A 14,574-nucleotide genomic window follows, 5' to 3' on the forward strand; every position below is an offset into this window, starting at 1 on the left:
GGATCAAGGCGGATGCAAACAAAACCTTTCAGGATCGGCACGCGGGGCAGCCCGCTGGCGCTCGCCCAGGCCTACGAGACCCGTTCGCGCCTGATGGCGGCGCATGGCCTGCCGGAAGACATGTTCGAGATCGTCGTGCTCTCGACCAAGGGCGACCGCATAACCGACCGCTCGCTGGCGCTGATCGGCGGCAAGGGCCTGTTCACCGAGGAGATCGAGGCGCAGCTTTCCTCCGGCGAGCTCGATTTTGCCGTGCACTCCTCAAAGGACATGCCGACGAAGCTGCCGGAAGGTCTGCACCTCTCCGCCTTCCTGCCGCGCGAGGACGTGCGCGACGCGTTCATCGGCCGCAGCGTCGCCCGCCTCCTCGACCTGCCGCAGGGCGCGACCGTCGGCTCCGCCTCGCTGCGTCGCCAGGCACTCATCCGGCATCTTCGGCCCGATCTCAACGTCATCGTCTTCCGCGGCCAGGTCGATACCCGCCTTGGCAAGCTCGCCGAAGGCCAGGCGGATGCGACGCTGCTCGCCTATGCCGGCCTGAAGCGCCTCGGCAAGCTCGACGTGCCGACGGAAATCCTTGATCCCGTCTCCTTCCCGCCCGCCCCGGCGCAGGGCGCGATCTGTATCGAGAGCCGCGTCGGCGACAAGGGCACGCAAGACCTGCTCGCCGCCATCGACGACCGGGTGACGCGCGCGGCGGTCACCTGCGAGCGCGGCTTCCTTGCCACGCTCGACGGCTCCTGTCGCACGCCGATCGCCGGCTATGCGACGGTCGAGGGCGAGCATCTCCAGTTCCACGGCATGATCCTGACGCCGGACGGGAGCCGGTACCACGAGATTGAGGCGAGCGGCCCGGCAGGCGAGGCCGGCCGGCTCGGCGAGGCGGCGGGACAGGCGATCCGCGAGAAGGCGGGAGCGGGCTTCTTTGAAAGCTGGGGCTGAACCGCGTGCGTGTCCTCATCCTTCGCCCGGAACAGACGGCGGCCCGCACCGCCCGCAAGCTCGCGGCGCTGGGCCACGAGACCGCCCGCCTGCCGCTGTCGAGGCCCCAGCACGATCTTGACGCGGTGAAGGCGGCGCTCGCGGAGCGGCATTCGGCCATCGCCATCACCAGTGCGGAGGTGGCGCGTCTCTTCGGCCATCTTGGCGATACGCTCGACCGTCACCTCCTGACCACGGTCTTCTCGGTCGGACAGGCCTCGGCGAACGCCGCCAGTGCGGCAGGCTTCCGCACCGTGCTCACCCCGGGCGGCAACGGCAGGGACCTCGCCGACATGATCGTCGCGCATTGCCGGGATTTCGGCATGCCGGCCGAACCGATCCTCTATCTCGCCGGCGTGCCGCGCGCCCGCGGCTTCGAAACGCGCCTCACCGAAGCCGGCATTCCGCTGCGCACCGTGGAAGCCTACCGCATGGTGCCCGTCGTCCCCCGGCGCACGGAGACGGAGACCGCGCTTCTCAAGCCGGTGCCGGATGCCGTGCTGTTCTATTCCGGCGAAAGCGCGCGGGCCTTCTTCAAGCTTTCCCCGCTCGTGGAGATTCCCGAGCGCTTCCTGTCGACGCTGATGCTCTGCATGAGCGCGAATGTCGCGAAGGCGGTGCCGCAGCGCTTCGCCACATCCACCGTCGTCGCCTCCGCCCCCAACGAGGAAAGCCTGCTGGACCTGCTCTAGGGGCAGGCTACGGCGGATGAATTTGCCGCAAGGGTCTTTCCCTCGCTGGCTTCGCTGTCTAGGTTTAGTGCAATGCACATGAATGCGAGGAGGTCGCCATGGAACCGGAAACCCCGTCCCGTCGCAAGAAGACCGGTGAAGAACCCGTGACGATCGACCTGGAGGCGACCCCCGCTTCCGTCAGCGACGAGGCGCTGGCGGCCGAGGAAGCGGCAAAAGCCGAAACGCCGGAAAGCCAGGCCTCGGAAGCCTCCGAAACCGTGACGGCGGAACCTGCGGCAGGCGAAACCGCCGCCGAGCCCGCCGAGGAAAAGGCCGAGCCGGTCGAGCCCGCACGCACGACCTATGAGGAACCGGTGCGCGCCGCGACACCGCCGGCACCGCAACGCAGCAATGCCGGCACGCTGGCGGCCGGCATCCTTGGCGGCCTGATCGCGCTCCTGGGCGCCGGAAGCCTGCAATATGGCGGCTACCTGCCGACGCTGGAGCCCGACCGCGCGGGCGAATCCGACGCCGTTTCCACCCTGACGAACGAGGTGGAGGCGTTGAAGACGCGGCTGTCCGAGACCTTGGCCGAAACCTCGGCCGCAAGCCCGGTCGACCTCCAGCCGATCGAGACGCGGATCGCCGCACTGGAAAAATCAGCAGGCGAAAGCGCGGGCGCCACCGCTGCAAACCCGGAAGCCGTCAGCAAGCTCGAAGGCGACGTGGCGCGACTGACCACGGAACTTGCGGCGCTGCGCGAGGCCATCGCGCGCACCACCGAGGCGGTCAGCACGACGGAAAGCCAGCTCACCGAGCGCATTGCCGCCGCCGAGCAGAAGCTCGACGAGCCGCGCAGCGACATCGAAATGGCGCGGGCCGTGGCCGCCAGCGCACTGAAGACGGCGATCGACCGCGGCGGCCCCTATCTCGCCGAACTGGAAGCCTTTGCCAGCATTTCGCCGGAGGATCCTTCCCTCCCGGGCCTGCGGGAACACGCCGCCGTCGGCGTGCCGTCGCGCTCCGATCTCGTGCGCGATTTCCAGGCGACGGCCGACGCCATTCTCGACGCCGTGCACCAGCCGGAGGGCGACCAGGGCATCTTCAACCGCCTGATGGCGAGCGCCGCCTCGGCGATCCGCGTGCGCCCTGTCGGCAGCATCGAGGGCGATACGCCGGAAGCGGTGGTCGCGCGCATCGAGAACAAGCTGCAGAACGGCGATTTCAAGGGCGCGCAGATCGAATGGCAGACCCTGCCGGAGAAAGGCCAGGCCGCGGCGGCGGACTACAAGCGCAAGCTCGACGAACGTGTCAGCGTGGAAGACCTGATCGGCGCCGTCGTTTCCGGCGCCTTGAGCGGCACGACCGGCGGCACCACGACCGGCACCGCCGGCAACCAGGGCTGAGGAGAGAGGCTTCATGATTCGCATTCTGGTCTTCGCCCTCTTCGTCCTCGCGCTTGCCGCCGGCTTCGCCTGGCTTGCCGACCGCCCCGGCGAGCTCTCCATCATCTGGCAGGGCCAGCGGGCCGACATGAGCCTGATGGTCGCCGCCACGCTCGTCGTCTCGCTGGTCGCCGCCGTGATGTTCTCCTGGTGGATCGTGCGCGTCGTCTGGACCTCGCCGCACTCGATCCAGCGCTATTTCCGCGCCCGCAAGCGCGACCGCGGCTACCAGGCGCTCTCCACCGGCCTGATCGCCGCCGGCGCCGGCGATGCCGCCGGCGCGCGGAAGATGCTGGGCCGCACCAAGGGGCTTCTGAGCGCCGACCAGGAGCCGCTCATCCACCTGCTCGAAGCGCAGGCGGCGATGATCGAGGGCCGCTACGACGACGCGCGCCGGAAATTCGAGCTGATGGCCGACGATCCGGAAACGCGCGAACTCGGCCTGCGCGGCCTCTATCTGGAGGCCCGCCGGCTCGGCGCCAACGAGGCGGCCCGGCAATATGCCGAACGCGCCGCGGAAAAGGCGCCGCAGCTTCCTTGGGCGGCGGAAGCCGCATTGGAATACCGTTCCGAGGCCGGAGACTGGGACGAGGCGTTGAAGCTTCTCGGCGACGGCCGCTCCGGCTCGGCCGAGGAGAAGAAGACGCATGCCCGCCGCAAGGTCGTGCTGCTCACCGCCCGCGCCGCCGCAAGGCTCGACGCCGACCCGAAGGGCGCGCGCGAGGACGCCCAGCAGGCGCTGAAGCTCGACGAGACCTTCGTGCCCGCCGGCCTCATTGCTGCCAAGGCCTATCTGCGCGAGGACAACCTGCGCAAGGCCGCCGCCATCCTGGAAAAACTCTGGAAGGCGACGGCCCATGGCGATGTCGCGAAGCTCTATGTCCGCGCGCGCAGCGGCGATTCGGCGACCGACCGCCTGAAGCGGGCGGAAAAGCTCGAGGCGATGCGCCCGAACAATGCCGAAGCGCTCCATGCCGTGGCGGAAGCCGCGCTGGAAACGCGCGACTTCGCGCGTGCCCGCAGCAAGGCCGAGGCCGCCGCGCGCCTGTCGCCCCGCGAAAGCACGTTCCTGCTGCTCGCCGACATCGAGGATGCCGAGACGGGCGACCAGGGCCGCATCCGCCACTGGATGAACCAGGCGCTGAAGGCACCGCGCGATCCAGCCTGGACGGCCGACGGCATCACGGCGCCGGAATGGCGGGCCGTCTCGCCGGTCACCGGCCGCCTCGACGCCTTCGAGTGGAAGACGCCCGTCAGCCCGCTCGACGGGCCGATCGAGGAAGGCTCGACCGCCGCCGTCGACGAGGCCATCCGCACCCTGCCGCCGCTCGCCATCGAGAGCAGGCCCGCCACGCCGGTTGAAGAGGTGGCGAAGGTCGAGACGGTGGAAGTCGCGCAAAAGCCCGTTGTCGTCGCCACGGTGGTGGAGGCCGCGCCGGTGAAGGACGTAACGCCGGAAACGATCAAGGAGGCGGTGGTCCCGGAGGAAGAAGAGCGTCCCTTCTTCGGCCTGCCCGACGATCCGGGCGTCAAGGAAGGCGCGGTCAAACGGGACGGGACAAGCGGCTTCCGCTTGTTCTAGAGCATTTCCAGCTGAAGCGAAGTCGCTTCGGCGTCGGTTTCAAAGATCGGAAAGAAACGGCAATATTCCAGGGCTTGAGGAACGGGGCGACACTGAATGTTCGAACGCTTGCAGCAGTTTCTGGCGAGCCTTTCCGGTGGTGACAGACCGGCCTTTGCCGCCGACGATCCGCGGGTCGCCGTCATGGCGCTCTGCATCCAGGTGATGGAAGCGGACGGCAAGATCCTCGACGTCGAGAAGAAGGCGCTGCGGGTCCGCCTGAAGGATTTCTACGGCCTCGACGAGACCGAGCTCGAGGCGCTGGTCGCCGCCGGCACCGATGCCGAGAGCGAGGCGATCGATTTCTTCCGCTTCACCTCGGAGCTGAAGCGCCAGCTTTCGGAGGAGCAGCGCGTCGATCTGATCGGCCTGCTCTGGGAGATCGTCTATGCCGACGGCGAGCGTAGCGAGATGGAGGACCACGCCATCTGGCGCATCGCGGACCTGCTTGGCGTCTCCGGCCGGGAGCGCATCATGAAGCGGCAGGAAGTGGCCGAACGGGTGGGCGCCGCAACGGGCCCGGAGGAACCGGACGAAGGCTGAGCCATGCTCGATTTTCCCCGCAAGCCGCGCCTCAAGCGCCCCGTCCTGATCGTCCTGCACCAGGAGACCTCCAGTCCCGGCCGCGTCGGGCAGATCCTCCAGGCGATGGGCCATGCGCTGGATATCCGCCGTCCCGTGCTTGGCGATCCGCTGCCCGCCACGCTGTCCCACCATGCGGGCGCGGTCGTCTTCGGCGGGCCGATGAGCGCCAATGACGACGAGGCCTATGTGCGCGCGGAGATCGACTGGCTCTCCGTGCCGCTTTCCGAGAACCGCCCCTTCCTCGGCATCTGCCTCGGCGCGCAGATGCTGGTGAAGAACCTCGGCGGCACGGTCTTCGGCCATGCGGAGGGCTGGACGGAGATCGGCTGGTATCCGCTGGCGGCGACGAAGGCAGGCGCGGCGCTGATGCCCTGGCCGGACATGGTCTACCAGTTCCATCGCGAAGGCTTCGACCTGCCGCGGGACGCGACGCTGCTCGCCACCGGCCATCACTACGAGAACCAGGCCTTCCGCTACGGCGACAATGCCTGGGGCATCCAGTTCCACGGCGAACTGACGCTCGCCATGATGCACCGCTGGGTGGTGCGCGGCGCGCACCGTTTCGAATTGCCGGGCGCGCAGGTCGGCCGTGCCCATCTCGACGGGCGCCTCCTGCACGATGCGGCGCTCCGCCTCTGGATGACGTCCTTCCTCGAGCGCATCTTCCACGAGGCGTAAGGACGCTTGCCGCGGCGGCGTCAGGCCCCGCGCCATTAAACATGTTGCCGCACCGCCCGGCACCCGGCCTTGCTGGCAGGGCGCGCAATGGCTACATGTCGAGACGAAACCAATTGGAGACATCAATGATAGCGGTCATCAACACCCTATTGTTCATCATCAGCATAGCGTGGTTCCTGGTGATCGCCTCGGCGATCTTCTCCTGGCTCTATGCCTTCAACGTCATCAACGCGAACAATCAGGTGATCGCCACCATCGGTCGCTCGCTCTACCAGCTGACCGAGCCGATCTACCGCCCGATCCGCCGCGTCCTGCCGAATTTCGGCGGCGTCGACCTTTCGCCGCTCGTCGTGCTCGTCATCCTGTTCTTCCTGGAGCAGGTGATCCGCAGCGTGCTGGCACCGGCCCTCCTGGCGCCGTGACCGAGCAGGCGGGCGCTGCGCTCCGCCGCCATGGCGACCATGTGCGCCTGACGGTGCGGCTGACGCCGAACGGCGGCCGCGATGCAATCGACGGCTGGGAAACCGGCGCCGACGGCGAACGCTACCTCAAGGCCCGCGTCAGCGACCCGCCGGACAAGGGCAAGGCAAACAAGGCGCTGGTGGCGCTGATCGCCAAGGCTGCCGGCGTTGCAAAGTCCGCCGTGAGTCTTGTCAGCGGCGACACCCAGAGAAAGAAAATCCTCCGGATCGACGGCGACCCGGAGGATATCGTTTCAAGGCTCGAGCGCGCCGGAGCGCATTGAAGCGCCTACTTCTTGCTCGCCTGATAGCGCTCGACGGCCTCCAGGATCATCTTCTTGGCGACGGTAACGTCCTGCCAGCCGGCGATCTTCACCCACTTGCCGGGCTCCAGATCCTTGTAGTGCTCGAAGAAGTGCTCGATCTGCTTCAGCGTGATCTCCGGCAGGTCAGTGTAGTTCTCGACCTTGTCGTAGCGGCGCGTCAGCTTCGGCACCGGAACGGCGATGATCTTCTCGTCCTTGCCGCCATCGTCTTCCATGACCATGACGCCGATCGGGCGCACATTGATGACGCAGCCCGGAACGAGCGGGCGGGTGTTGGCGATCAGGACGTCGATCGGGTCGCCGTCTTCCGAGAGCGTGTGCGGCACGAAGCCGTAGTTGCCGGGATAGGTCATCGGCGTATAGAGGAAACGGTCGACGACGAGCGCGCCGGCTTCCTTGTCCATCTCGTACTTGATCGGATGGCCGCCGACCGGCACCTCGACAATGACGTTCACGTCATCCGGCGGGTTCTTGCCAACGGAAATCGCATCGATACGCATGGGGGGCTCCCTCAGGTGGAATGGTTCTGTTCGCGGGCTTCCTAATGCGAATCCCATTGCAGCGCAACATGACTTTCGCCGGAGGCGAATAGACGGCGCGCCTTCCCCGTCTCCTTGAAGACTGGAGGATGATCATGCGCCTGATGCCCCTTCTCTTTGCCGCCGCCCTCGCCGCCTCGGCCGCCAAGGCCAACGAGAGCGCCTATTCCGAGCGTAACCTCGATGCCTGCAAGACGCTTTCGCAGGAGGACGAGGGCCCGAGCGTCACCCTTGAATGCGCCGGTTACAAGGATCTCGCGGTCTATTTCAAGGAAGGCGACCTCCGCCAGAGCCAGGCCTACGGCCCGATCAGCAAGGCCTGGCTCGACGAGGCCTTCGAGAGCTTCGGCCCGTTCAACCACACCAACGCCAAGATCGAATGGCGCATCGCGGCGGGAAGGCCGGTGGCGACCATCGTGCGCTGGTTCGTCTCCGACCCGGAAACGACGAGCGACACCGACACGCGCTACGGCCAGGTCCTTGTCGTCTCGACGATCGCGACGGCGGAAAACCCGACGAGCTGCGTCGTCGGCTATATCGACGCCCTGGAGAACAAGGACGCCAACACGCTCGCCCGCAAGGTGGCGGACGAAGAGGCGCACGATTTCGCCTGCGGCCTGAACGAGCCGCAATGGCATGGACTGCGGGGGAAACTGGCCGGCGAGCCGGTGCGCCACCTGCCTGCCGCTGTCGAATAGGCGTGCACGAAATCCGCTAGGGCCAGATGAAGCCGAGCTTCTTCAGCTCCTTGTCGCCGAAATTCTCCATGCCCTCGGCAATGTCGCGCCCGCCGGCGGAGCGGAAGAAGCGTTCGGCGTGCTCGCTGTCCTCCAGGCACCAGACGATCAGGCCCTCGCAGCCCAGCGACTTCAGGAGCCGCCGCGCCTCGCCGAAGAGCAGGCGGCCGAGACCGATGCCCTGGTATTCCGGGCGCAGGTAGAGTTCGTAGATCTCGCCTTCCTGCGGCAGCGCCCGGGCGCGGTTGAGGCCGAGCGTGGCATAACCCGCCACCGTGCCGGCGACGTCGAGCACCAGCAAGGTCGCGGGACCGCGCGTTGCTTTGCGCCACCAGCTCTCGCCCCGGCGGTCGACCATCTGGATAAGCGGCTTGTGCGGAATGAGGCCGCCATAGGCCTGCAGCCACGATACCCGATGCGTCTCGGATATCGCGCGTGCGTCCTGCGGCTCGGCGCGCCGCACATCGATCGACAGTGTCTTCATAACACGACTCATATTCCGGCGCCGATTCCACCGGAATCCCGCAAGGGCGCGGAGGCTTCCCTTGCCCACAGGCGAGTTCCGGGCGGCGCACGGAAAAGTTAACGCTTTTTTAACAAACGTCACAAGTCGTAAAACGATGACACACACATGAAAAACCCCGGCGCCCATTGTGAGGGGACCGGGGTTCGAAAATATTCCGCTTCGGATGCGTTTCGCTTATGCCGCGCCGGCCGAGCGCTGCTTTTCGAATCGCTTGCGGTCGTTCGGGTCGAGATAGAGCTTGCGCAGGCGGATGGACTTCGGCGTGACTTCGACGAGTTCGTCGTCCTGGATCCAGGAGAGCGCGCGCTCCAGCGTCATCTTGATCGGCGGCGTCAGGCGGACGGCTTCGTCCTTGCCGGCGGCGCGGATGTTGGTGAGCTTCTTGCCCTTCAGCACGTTTACTTCAAGGTCGTTGTCGCGCGTGTGGATGCCGACGATCATGCCCATATAGACCTTCTCGCCCGCGTCGATGACCATCGGGCCGCGGTCTTCCAGGTTGAACAGCGCGTAGGCGACGGCCTCGCCCGCTTCGTTGGCGAGCAGCACGCCGTTGACGCGGCCGCCGATCTCGCCCTTGTAGGGCTGGTAGTCGTGGAACAGGCGGTTCATGATCGCCGTGCCGCGCGTGTCGGTCAGAAGCTCCGACTGGTAGCCGATGAGGCCGCGGGTCGGCGCGAAGAAGACGAGGCGGACGCGGTTGCCGCCGGAGGGGCGTAGCTCGACCATCTCGGCCTTGCGCTCCGACATCTTCTGCACGACGACGCCGGAATGCTCCTCGTCGACGTCGATGACGACTTCCTCGATCGGCTCCAGCATCTGGCCGGTCGCCTCGTCCTTGTGCATGACGACGCGCGGACGCGACACGGCAAGCTCGAAGCCTTCGCGGCGCATGGTTTCGATGAGGACGGCAAGCTGCAATTCGCCGCGGCCGGAGACGAAGAACGAATCCTTGTCGCCCGACTCTTCGATCTTCAGCGCGACATTGCCTTCGGCTTCCTTGAACAGGCGGTCGCGGATGACGCGGCTCGTCACCTTGTCGCCCTCGGTGCCGGCGAGCGGCGAATCGTTGACGATGAAGGACATGGTGACGGTCGGCGGGTCGATCGGCTGCGCCTTCAAGGCTTCAGAAACCGAGGGGTCGCAGAACGTGTCGGCGACCGTGCCCTTGGTGAGGCCCGCGATGGCGACGATATCGCCGGCATGGGCCTCTTCGATCGCCGTGCGCTCGATGCCGCGGAAGGCGAGGATCTTCGAGATGCGGCCGTTTTCGATGAGCTGGCCGTCCTGGCCGAGAACCTTGACGGTCTGGTTCGGCTTGATCGAGCCCGAATGGATGCGGCCGGTGATGATGCGGCCGAGAAAGGGGTTGGCTTCGAGGATCGTGCCGATCATGCGGAACGGGCCTTCGGCAACCGTCGGCTCCGGCACATGCTTCAAGACGAGGTCGAGCAGCGGGGCCATGCCTTCGTCGGTCGGGCCCTCCGGGTTGACGTTCATCCAGCCGTTGCGGCCCGAGCCGTAGAGGATCGGGAAGTCAAGCTGCTCGTCGGTGGCGTCGAGATTGGCGAAGAGGTCGAACACCTCGTTCAGCACTTCCTCGTGGCGGCCGTCCGGGCGGTCGATCTTGTTGATCGCGACGATCGGCTTCAAACCAACCTTGAGAGCCTTGCCGACGACGAACTTCGTCTGCGGCATCGGGCCTTCCGACGAGTCGACGAGGACGATCGCGCCGTCCACCATCGAGAGGATTCGTTCCACCTCGCCGCCGAAGTCGGCGTGGCCGGGTGTGTCGACGATGTTGATGCGGTGACCTTTCCACTCGACCGAGGTGGCCTTGGCGAGAATGGTGATGCCGCGTTCCTTTTCGAGATCGTTCGAGTCCATCACGCGTTCGGCGACGCGCTGGTTTTCACGGAACGAGCCAGACTGTTTCAGGAGCTCGTCGACAAGCGTGGTCTTGCCATGGTCGACGTGCGCGATGATCGCGATATTGCGGATGGACATGGTTTAATCTCTGAGGTTCGGGGCGCGCGGTATAGGGGGGCGCCGTCTTCAATGGCCGGGCTCTTACATGTTTTTCCGCAAATGCGAAAGAGGCGGGGCGCAACTCTGTTGCCCGCGCCGCGCAGGGCCCGGCCTCACGAGGCGCGCACCGGCGGCAGCGTGATGTTCCAGAGTTCAAGGTCTTCCCGGTCCATCAGGCGCACTGTCATTTCCTCGCTCGTCCCGTTGATGTCGACGAGGCCGAAGAATTGCAGGCCGGCCGAGGGCGGCAGGTTGCTGTCGATGCCGCCCCTGGACGACTTGATGAACCGCACCTCCGGCCCGAAGGTCATGTCGAGCGGTTTCGGCCCGTAGGTGCCGGAATGCAGCGGCCCCGAGACGAATTCCCAGAACGGATGGAACTCCTGGAATTTCGCCCGAGACGGATCGTAGTGGTGCGCGGCCGTATAGTGCACGTCCGCCGTCAGCCAGACGACGTTGTGGACCGCATTGTCACGCATGAAGGAGAGGAGATCGGCGATCTCCCGCTCGCGCGCCGCCGGCGGGCCGTTGAGGCCATCGGCGACACCCTCGTAACCGAGGCTGTTGGCATAGTCGTCCCAGATGACGAGGCCGAGCGGCATGTCGCAGGCGATGACCTTCCACACGGCGCGCGAAGCCGCCAGTTCCCGCCGCAGCCAATCCGCCTGCCGCCAGCCGAACAGGCCGTTTTCCGTACCGCCCCGGTTCGGGCTGCGATAGGAGCGCAGGTCGACGAAGAAGACGTCGAGCAGCGGCCCGTAGGCGATCTTGCGGAAAATGCGGCCGGGCTCGGTTGGAAAATAGCGGATCGGCGTCATCTCGTGGAAGGCGCGCCGGGCGCGGGCCTCGTAGACGCCGATCTCCTTTTCCGGATAGCGCCGGTCGCCGGAAAGGTCACTCGATTCCGACCAGTTGTTGAGCACCTCATGGTCATCCCACTGGAAAAAGGTCGGGCATTGCGTGTTGAAAGACAGAAGGTGCTCGTCGAGCAGATTGTATTTCCACTGGCCGCGAAACTCGTCCAGCGTGCGCGCCACGTTGCGCTTCTCGTCGGTGACGATGCGGTTCTTCCAGATCCCGCCATCCCGCAGCCGGATCTCGTCGGGGATCGGACCGTCGGCATAGACAGTGTCGCCGGAATGGATGAAGAAATCCGGCTCGTGCCGCAGCATGGTCGAATAGGTCTTCATGCCGACATCGTCGATGCCCCAGCCCTGCCCGGCGGTGTCGCCCGACCAGACGAAACGCACCGAGCGCCTGCGCATCGGCGCGGTGCGGAAGCGCCCGACGACCGGCTCGGAGACGAGATGGCTGGAATAGGGATCGCTGGCGGTGAAGCGATAGAAGATGTCCTGGTCCGGCAGGAGACCCTGCAGCATCGCCTTGACCGTGTTGTCGGACGCGATCGTCGCCTTCCCGACAGGCAGGCGGGAGGCATTCAGGAAACTCTCGGTGGTCGAATATTCCAGCGTCACCTCCGCCGGCCGGTCCACCCGCGCCCAGACCATACCGGAGGAGCAATCGACATCGCCCGACTGCACGCCGTGCGAAAAGACCGGGCTGCCATGGCGCCGCGCATAGTAGGGAACGGCCAGCGCCGAGGAGGCCGCGAGCGCACCTGCCCCTGCGGTGAGAAGGAACGAGCGCCGTGTCAGCGTCTCGGGAACAATCGCCATGCCACCTCCGGCCAAGCCCGCGAATCGACGGGCAGACCATGAGTCCCGGGCATGTCAGTCCGGTAACGGGAGGATGACGGTTCACCCAAGATTCGGTGACAGGACGATGACGCGCCTCAGGGCACCTTGCCCTCTTCCGGCTGCTCGACGGAGTGGCGCATGATCAGCGGCATCTGCGACAGCGTGAAGAGAATGGTGATGGGCATGGTGCCCCAGACCTTGAAGGCCACCCAGAAATCCGTCGAGAAGGAGCGCCACACCACCTCGTTCAGCACCGCGAGGAAGACGAAGAACAGGCCCCAGCGCAGCGTGAGCTTGCGCCAGCCCTCGTCGGTGAGCCTGAAGGCGGCGTGGAAGACGTAGCCGAGCAGCGACTTGCCGAAGAGAAGGCCGCCGAGCAGGATCACGCCGAACAGCGAATTGACGATGGTCGGCTTCATCTTGATGAAGGTATCGTTCTGCAGCCAGAGCGTCAGCGCGCCGAAGACGAAGACGACGATGCCGGAGATCAGCGGCATCATCGGCAGGGTGCGCGTCAGGATCCAGGAGACGACGAGGGCGATCGCCGTCGCCGCCATGAAGAGGCCCGTAGCGATGAAGATCGGTCCGCCCATTTCGGCCAGAACCGGAAACTGCGCGGCCAGCCACTCGCCGCGGGAATTGGCGAAGAAAAAGACGACGAGGGGCCCGAGCTCCAGCACCATCTTGAGGAGCGGGCTGATCTTCTCCTCCGCCTTGGCCGGGGCGTCCAGCGTTGCCTTGCTCATGCCTCAACTCCTGCGATCGCTTCCGCGAAATCCTTCGCCTCGAAGGGTTCGAGATCGTCGATCCCCTCCCCGACGCCGATGAAATAGACCGGCAGCTTGTGCTTGGCGGCAATCGCCACAAGGATGCCGCCGCGGGCCGTACCGTCCAATTTTGTCATGATCAGGCCGGTCACGCCCGCGACATTGCGGAAAATCTCCACCTGGTTCATGGCATTCTGCCCGGTCGTCGCATCGAGCGTCTGGAGCACCGTGTGCGGGGCATCCGGATCGAGCTTGCCGAGCACGCGCACGATCTTCTCCAGCTCCGCCATCAGCTCCGTCTTGTTCTGCAGGCGGCCGGCCGTGTCGATGATCAAGACGTCGCTCTTCTTCAGCTTCGCCTGCTCATAGGCTTCATAGGCGAGCCCCGCCGCATCCGCGCCGAGCTTCGAGGAGACGATGTCGGAGCCCGTGCGCTCCGCCCAGATCTTCAGCTGCTCGATGGCCGCCGCACGGAACGTATCGCCCGCCGCCATCATCACCTTCAGGCCCGCGCCCGAGAGCTTGGCCGCGAGCTTGCCGATCGTCGTCGTCTTGCCGGTGCCGTTGACGCCGACGACGAGGATGACATGCGGCTTGTGGTTGAGGTCGAGCGCCAGCGGCTTGGCGACGGGACCGAGGACCTTGGTGATCTCGCTCGCCATGATGCGCGACACATCCGCGCCCGTGACGTCCTTGCCATAGCGCTCGGAGGCGAGCGTGTCGGTGATGCGCAGCGCCGTCTCCACGCCGAGATCGGCCTGGATCAGCAGGTCCTCGAGGTCCTGCAGCGTATCGTCGTCGAGCTTGCGCTTGGTGAAGAGGCTGGTGATCTGGCCGGTGAGCTGCGAGGAGGTGCGGGCAAGCCCCTCGCGCAGGCGCTGGAACCAGGTGCGCTTGACCTGCGGCGCCGGGACGTCCAAGACAGGTTCGCGCGCTGCCGTCGCAAACCCTTTCGGCAGGGCGGGCGCCTCGGCCTTCGGCTCGCTGCGGATCGCCTCTTCGAGGACCGGGTCCTCCGCCTCGGCAGGCGCCGCTTCTTCGGCCGGAACGAATTCGTCCTCCGGCTCGGCAACCTCTTCCACCGCCGCTACGGGCTGCGCCTCGACGATCTCCTCGACGGGAGCGGCGGGCTCTTCCTCGACAACATCCTCCGCCATCTCGGACGCCGGCACGTCATCCGCCGGACCACCGGCAGTCTCCATCTCGGCGGGCGCGACCGGGTCTTCCGCAACGGGCAGATCCGGAGCGTGCGGCAGCGGATAGATGTCCGGCTCGGCTTCGTCGGGCACATGTTGCGCGGCTTCGGGATTGGCGGCCTCCGCCTCGTCGAGCAGCGCGTCCCGCTCCCCCACGACGGCAGGTTCCGGGCTTTCCGCGACCGGTTCAGGCACGACCTCGGCGACCTTCGGCTCGACGGCCGGCGCTTCCGCCTCCGGCTTCTGCTCGGGGGCGGTGTCTTTTCCGAAGGTGAAGATCTTCTTGATGAAGCCGAGGGCCATGAAGGATGTGTCC

15 protein-coding genes are annotated in these 14,574 nt (G+C 66.3%); 9 read left to right on the forward strand and 6 right to left on the reverse strand.

Annotated elements, in window-relative coordinates; all coding sequences use genetic code 11:
• The first annotated feature begins 12 nt into the window (after positions 1-12).
• The 8 genes from hemC to AABQ55_RS01170 all read left to right on the forward strand — a co-directional run bounded on the left by hemC (position 13) and on the right by AABQ55_RS01170 (position 6,729).
• Positions 13-942, forward strand: a complete 930-nt coding sequence (gene hemC / locus AABQ55_RS01135) for a hydroxymethylbilane synthase (protein WP_272806937.1) — start codon at positions 13-15, stop codon at positions 940-942.
• Positions 943-947: 5 nt separating this feature from the next.
• Positions 948-1,673, forward strand: coding sequence for a uroporphyrinogen-III synthase (locus AABQ55_RS01140; protein ID WP_272806938.1), 726 nt, complete (start codon positions 948-950; stop codon positions 1,671-1,673).
• Between the two features lie 98 nt (positions 1,674-1,771).
• Positions 1,772-3,061, forward strand: coding sequence for a COG4223 family protein (locus AABQ55_RS01145; protein ID WP_272806939.1), 1,290 nt, complete (start codon positions 1,772-1,774; stop codon positions 3,059-3,061).
• Between the two features lie 13 nt (positions 3,062-3,074).
• Positions 3,075-4,682: a heme biosynthesis protein HemY gene (locus AABQ55_RS01150; protein WP_272806940.1), complete on the forward strand. Its 1,608-nt coding sequence runs from the start codon at positions 3,075-3,077 to the stop codon at positions 4,680-4,682.
• A 96-nt stretch (positions 4,683-4,778) separates the two neighbouring features.
• Positions 4,779-5,264 carry a tellurite resistance TerB family protein gene (locus AABQ55_RS01155; protein ID WP_244769305.1) on the forward strand — a complete coding sequence of 162 codons (486 nt, stop codon included), beginning with the start codon at positions 4,779-4,781 and terminating at the stop codon, positions 5,262-5,264.
• Between the two features lie 3 nt (positions 5,265-5,267).
• Positions 5,268-5,984, forward strand: a complete 717-nt coding sequence (locus tag AABQ55_RS01160) for a glutamine amidotransferase (protein WP_272806941.1) — start codon at positions 5,268-5,270, stop codon at positions 5,982-5,984.
• Positions 5,985-6,109: 125 nt separating this feature from the next.
• On the forward strand, positions 6,110-6,406 hold the full coding sequence (locus AABQ55_RS01165; RefSeq protein WP_133034532.1) for a YggT family protein: 297 nt from the start codon (positions 6,110-6,112) through the stop codon (positions 6,404-6,406).
• Complete coding sequence (locus AABQ55_RS01170; RefSeq protein WP_244769303.1) at positions 6,403-6,729, forward strand: DUF167 domain-containing protein; 327 nt, start codon at positions 6,403-6,405, stop codon at positions 6,727-6,729. Before AABQ55_RS01165 ends, AABQ55_RS01170 begins: the two co-directional genes overlap by 4 nt.
• A gap of 5 nt (positions 6,730-6,734) precedes the next feature.
• Here the strand turns inward: AABQ55_RS01170 and ppa are convergent, their stop codons facing one another.
• A complete protein-coding gene (ppa, locus tag AABQ55_RS01175) occupies positions 6,735-7,271 on the reverse strand; it encodes an inorganic diphosphatase (protein WP_064331766.1) in 537 nt (178 codons plus the stop codon).
• A 134-nt stretch (positions 7,272-7,405) separates the two neighbouring features.
• On the opposite strand from ppa, the gene AABQ55_RS01180 reads away from it, so the two are divergent.
• Positions 7,406-8,008, forward strand: coding sequence for a hypothetical protein (locus AABQ55_RS01180; RefSeq protein WP_272806942.1), 603 nt, complete (start codon positions 7,406-7,408; stop codon positions 8,006-8,008).
• Positions 8,009-8,024: 16 nt separating this feature from the next.
• On the opposite strand, the gene AABQ55_RS01185 is transcribed toward AABQ55_RS01180, so the two are convergent.
• The 5 genes from AABQ55_RS01185 to ftsY all read right to left on the reverse strand — a co-directional run bounded on the left by AABQ55_RS01185 (position 8,025) and on the right by ftsY (position 14,561).
• The gene (locus tag AABQ55_RS01185; RefSeq protein WP_244769301.1) at positions 8,025-8,531 is read right to left on the reverse strand and encodes a GNAT family N-acetyltransferase; all 507 of its coding nucleotides are present in this window, start codon (positions 8,529-8,531) and stop codon (positions 8,025-8,027) included.
• Between the two features lie 216 nt (positions 8,532-8,747).
• Positions 8,748-10,577, reverse strand: coding sequence for a translational GTPase TypA (typA, locus tag AABQ55_RS01190; protein ID WP_272806943.1), 1,830 nt, complete (start codon positions 10,575-10,577; stop codon positions 8,748-8,750).
• A gap of 134 nt (positions 10,578-10,711) precedes the next feature.
• Positions 10,712-12,274 (reverse strand): alkaline phosphatase D family protein, encoded by a 1,563-nt coding sequence (locus AABQ55_RS01195; RefSeq protein WP_272806944.1) that lies wholly within the window; start codon positions 12,272-12,274, stop codon positions 10,712-10,714.
• A gap of 116 nt (positions 12,275-12,390) precedes the next feature.
• On the reverse strand, positions 12,391-13,041 hold the full coding sequence (locus AABQ55_RS01200; protein ID WP_272806945.1) for a septation protein A: 651 nt from the start codon (positions 13,039-13,041) through the stop codon (positions 12,391-12,393).
• A complete protein-coding gene (gene ftsY / locus AABQ55_RS01205) occupies positions 13,038-14,561 on the reverse strand; it encodes a signal recognition particle-docking protein FtsY (RefSeq protein WP_272806946.1) in 1,524 nt (507 codons plus the stop codon). The genes AABQ55_RS01200 and ftsY overlap by 4 nt, the downstream gene beginning before the upstream one ends.
• Positions 14,562-14,574 lie beyond the last annotated feature (13 nt).

Origin of the sequence: Shinella sp. WSD5-1 (genome assembly GCF_963942435.1) — a bacterium.
GTDB lineage: Bacteria > Pseudomonadota > Alphaproteobacteria > Rhizobiales > Rhizobiaceae > Shinella > Shinella yambaruensis.

What these genes read in the sequence shown, in the direction of transcription:
- hemC (WP_272806937.1), top strand. Translation starts at nt 13, where the DNA reads ATGCAAACAAAACCTTTCAGGATCGGCACGCGGGGCAGCCCGCTGGCG.
- AABQ55_RS01145 (WP_272806939.1), top strand. Translation starts at nt 1,772, where the DNA reads ATGGAACCGGAAACCCCGTCCCGTCGCAAGAAGACCGGTGAAGAACCC.
- AABQ55_RS01150 (WP_272806940.1), top strand. Translation starts at nt 3,075, where the DNA reads ATGATTCGCATTCTGGTCTTCGCCCTCTTCGTCCTCGCGCTTGCCGCC.
- AABQ55_RS01155 (WP_244769305.1), top strand. Translation starts at nt 4,779, where the DNA reads ATGTTCGAACGCTTGCAGCAGTTTCTGGCGAGCCTTTCCGGTGGTGAC.
- AABQ55_RS01160 (WP_272806941.1), top strand. Translation starts at nt 5,268, where the DNA reads ATGCTCGATTTTCCCCGCAAGCCGCGCCTCAAGCGCCCCGTCCTGATC.
- AABQ55_RS01165 (WP_133034532.1), top strand. Translation starts at nt 6,110, where the DNA reads ATGATAGCGGTCATCAACACCCTATTGTTCATCATCAGCATAGCGTGG.
- ppa (WP_064331766.1), bottom strand. Translation starts at nt 7,271, where the DNA reads ATGCGTATCGATGCGATTTCCGTTGGCAAGAACCCGCCGGATGACGTG.
- AABQ55_RS01180 (WP_272806942.1), top strand. Translation starts at nt 7,406, where the DNA reads ATGCGCCTGATGCCCCTTCTCTTTGCCGCCGCCCTCGCCGCCTCGGCC.
- AABQ55_RS01185 (WP_244769301.1), bottom strand. Translation starts at nt 8,531, where the DNA reads ATGAAGACACTGTCGATCGATGTGCGGCGCGCCGAGCCGCAGGACGCA.
- typA (WP_272806943.1), bottom strand. Translation starts at nt 10,577, where the DNA reads ATGTCCATCCGCAATATCGCGATCATCGCGCACGTCGACCATGGCAAG.
- AABQ55_RS01195 (WP_272806944.1), bottom strand. Translation starts at nt 12,274, where the DNA reads ATGGCGATTGTTCCCGAGACGCTGACACGGCGCTCGTTCCTTCTCACC.
- AABQ55_RS01200 (WP_272806945.1), bottom strand. Translation starts at nt 13,041, where the DNA reads ATGAGCAAGGCAACGCTGGACGCCCCGGCCAAGGCGGAGGAGAAGATC.
- ftsY (WP_272806946.1), bottom strand. Translation starts at nt 14,561, where the DNA reads ATGGCCCTCGGCTTCATCAAGAAGATCTTCACCTTCGGAAAAGACACC.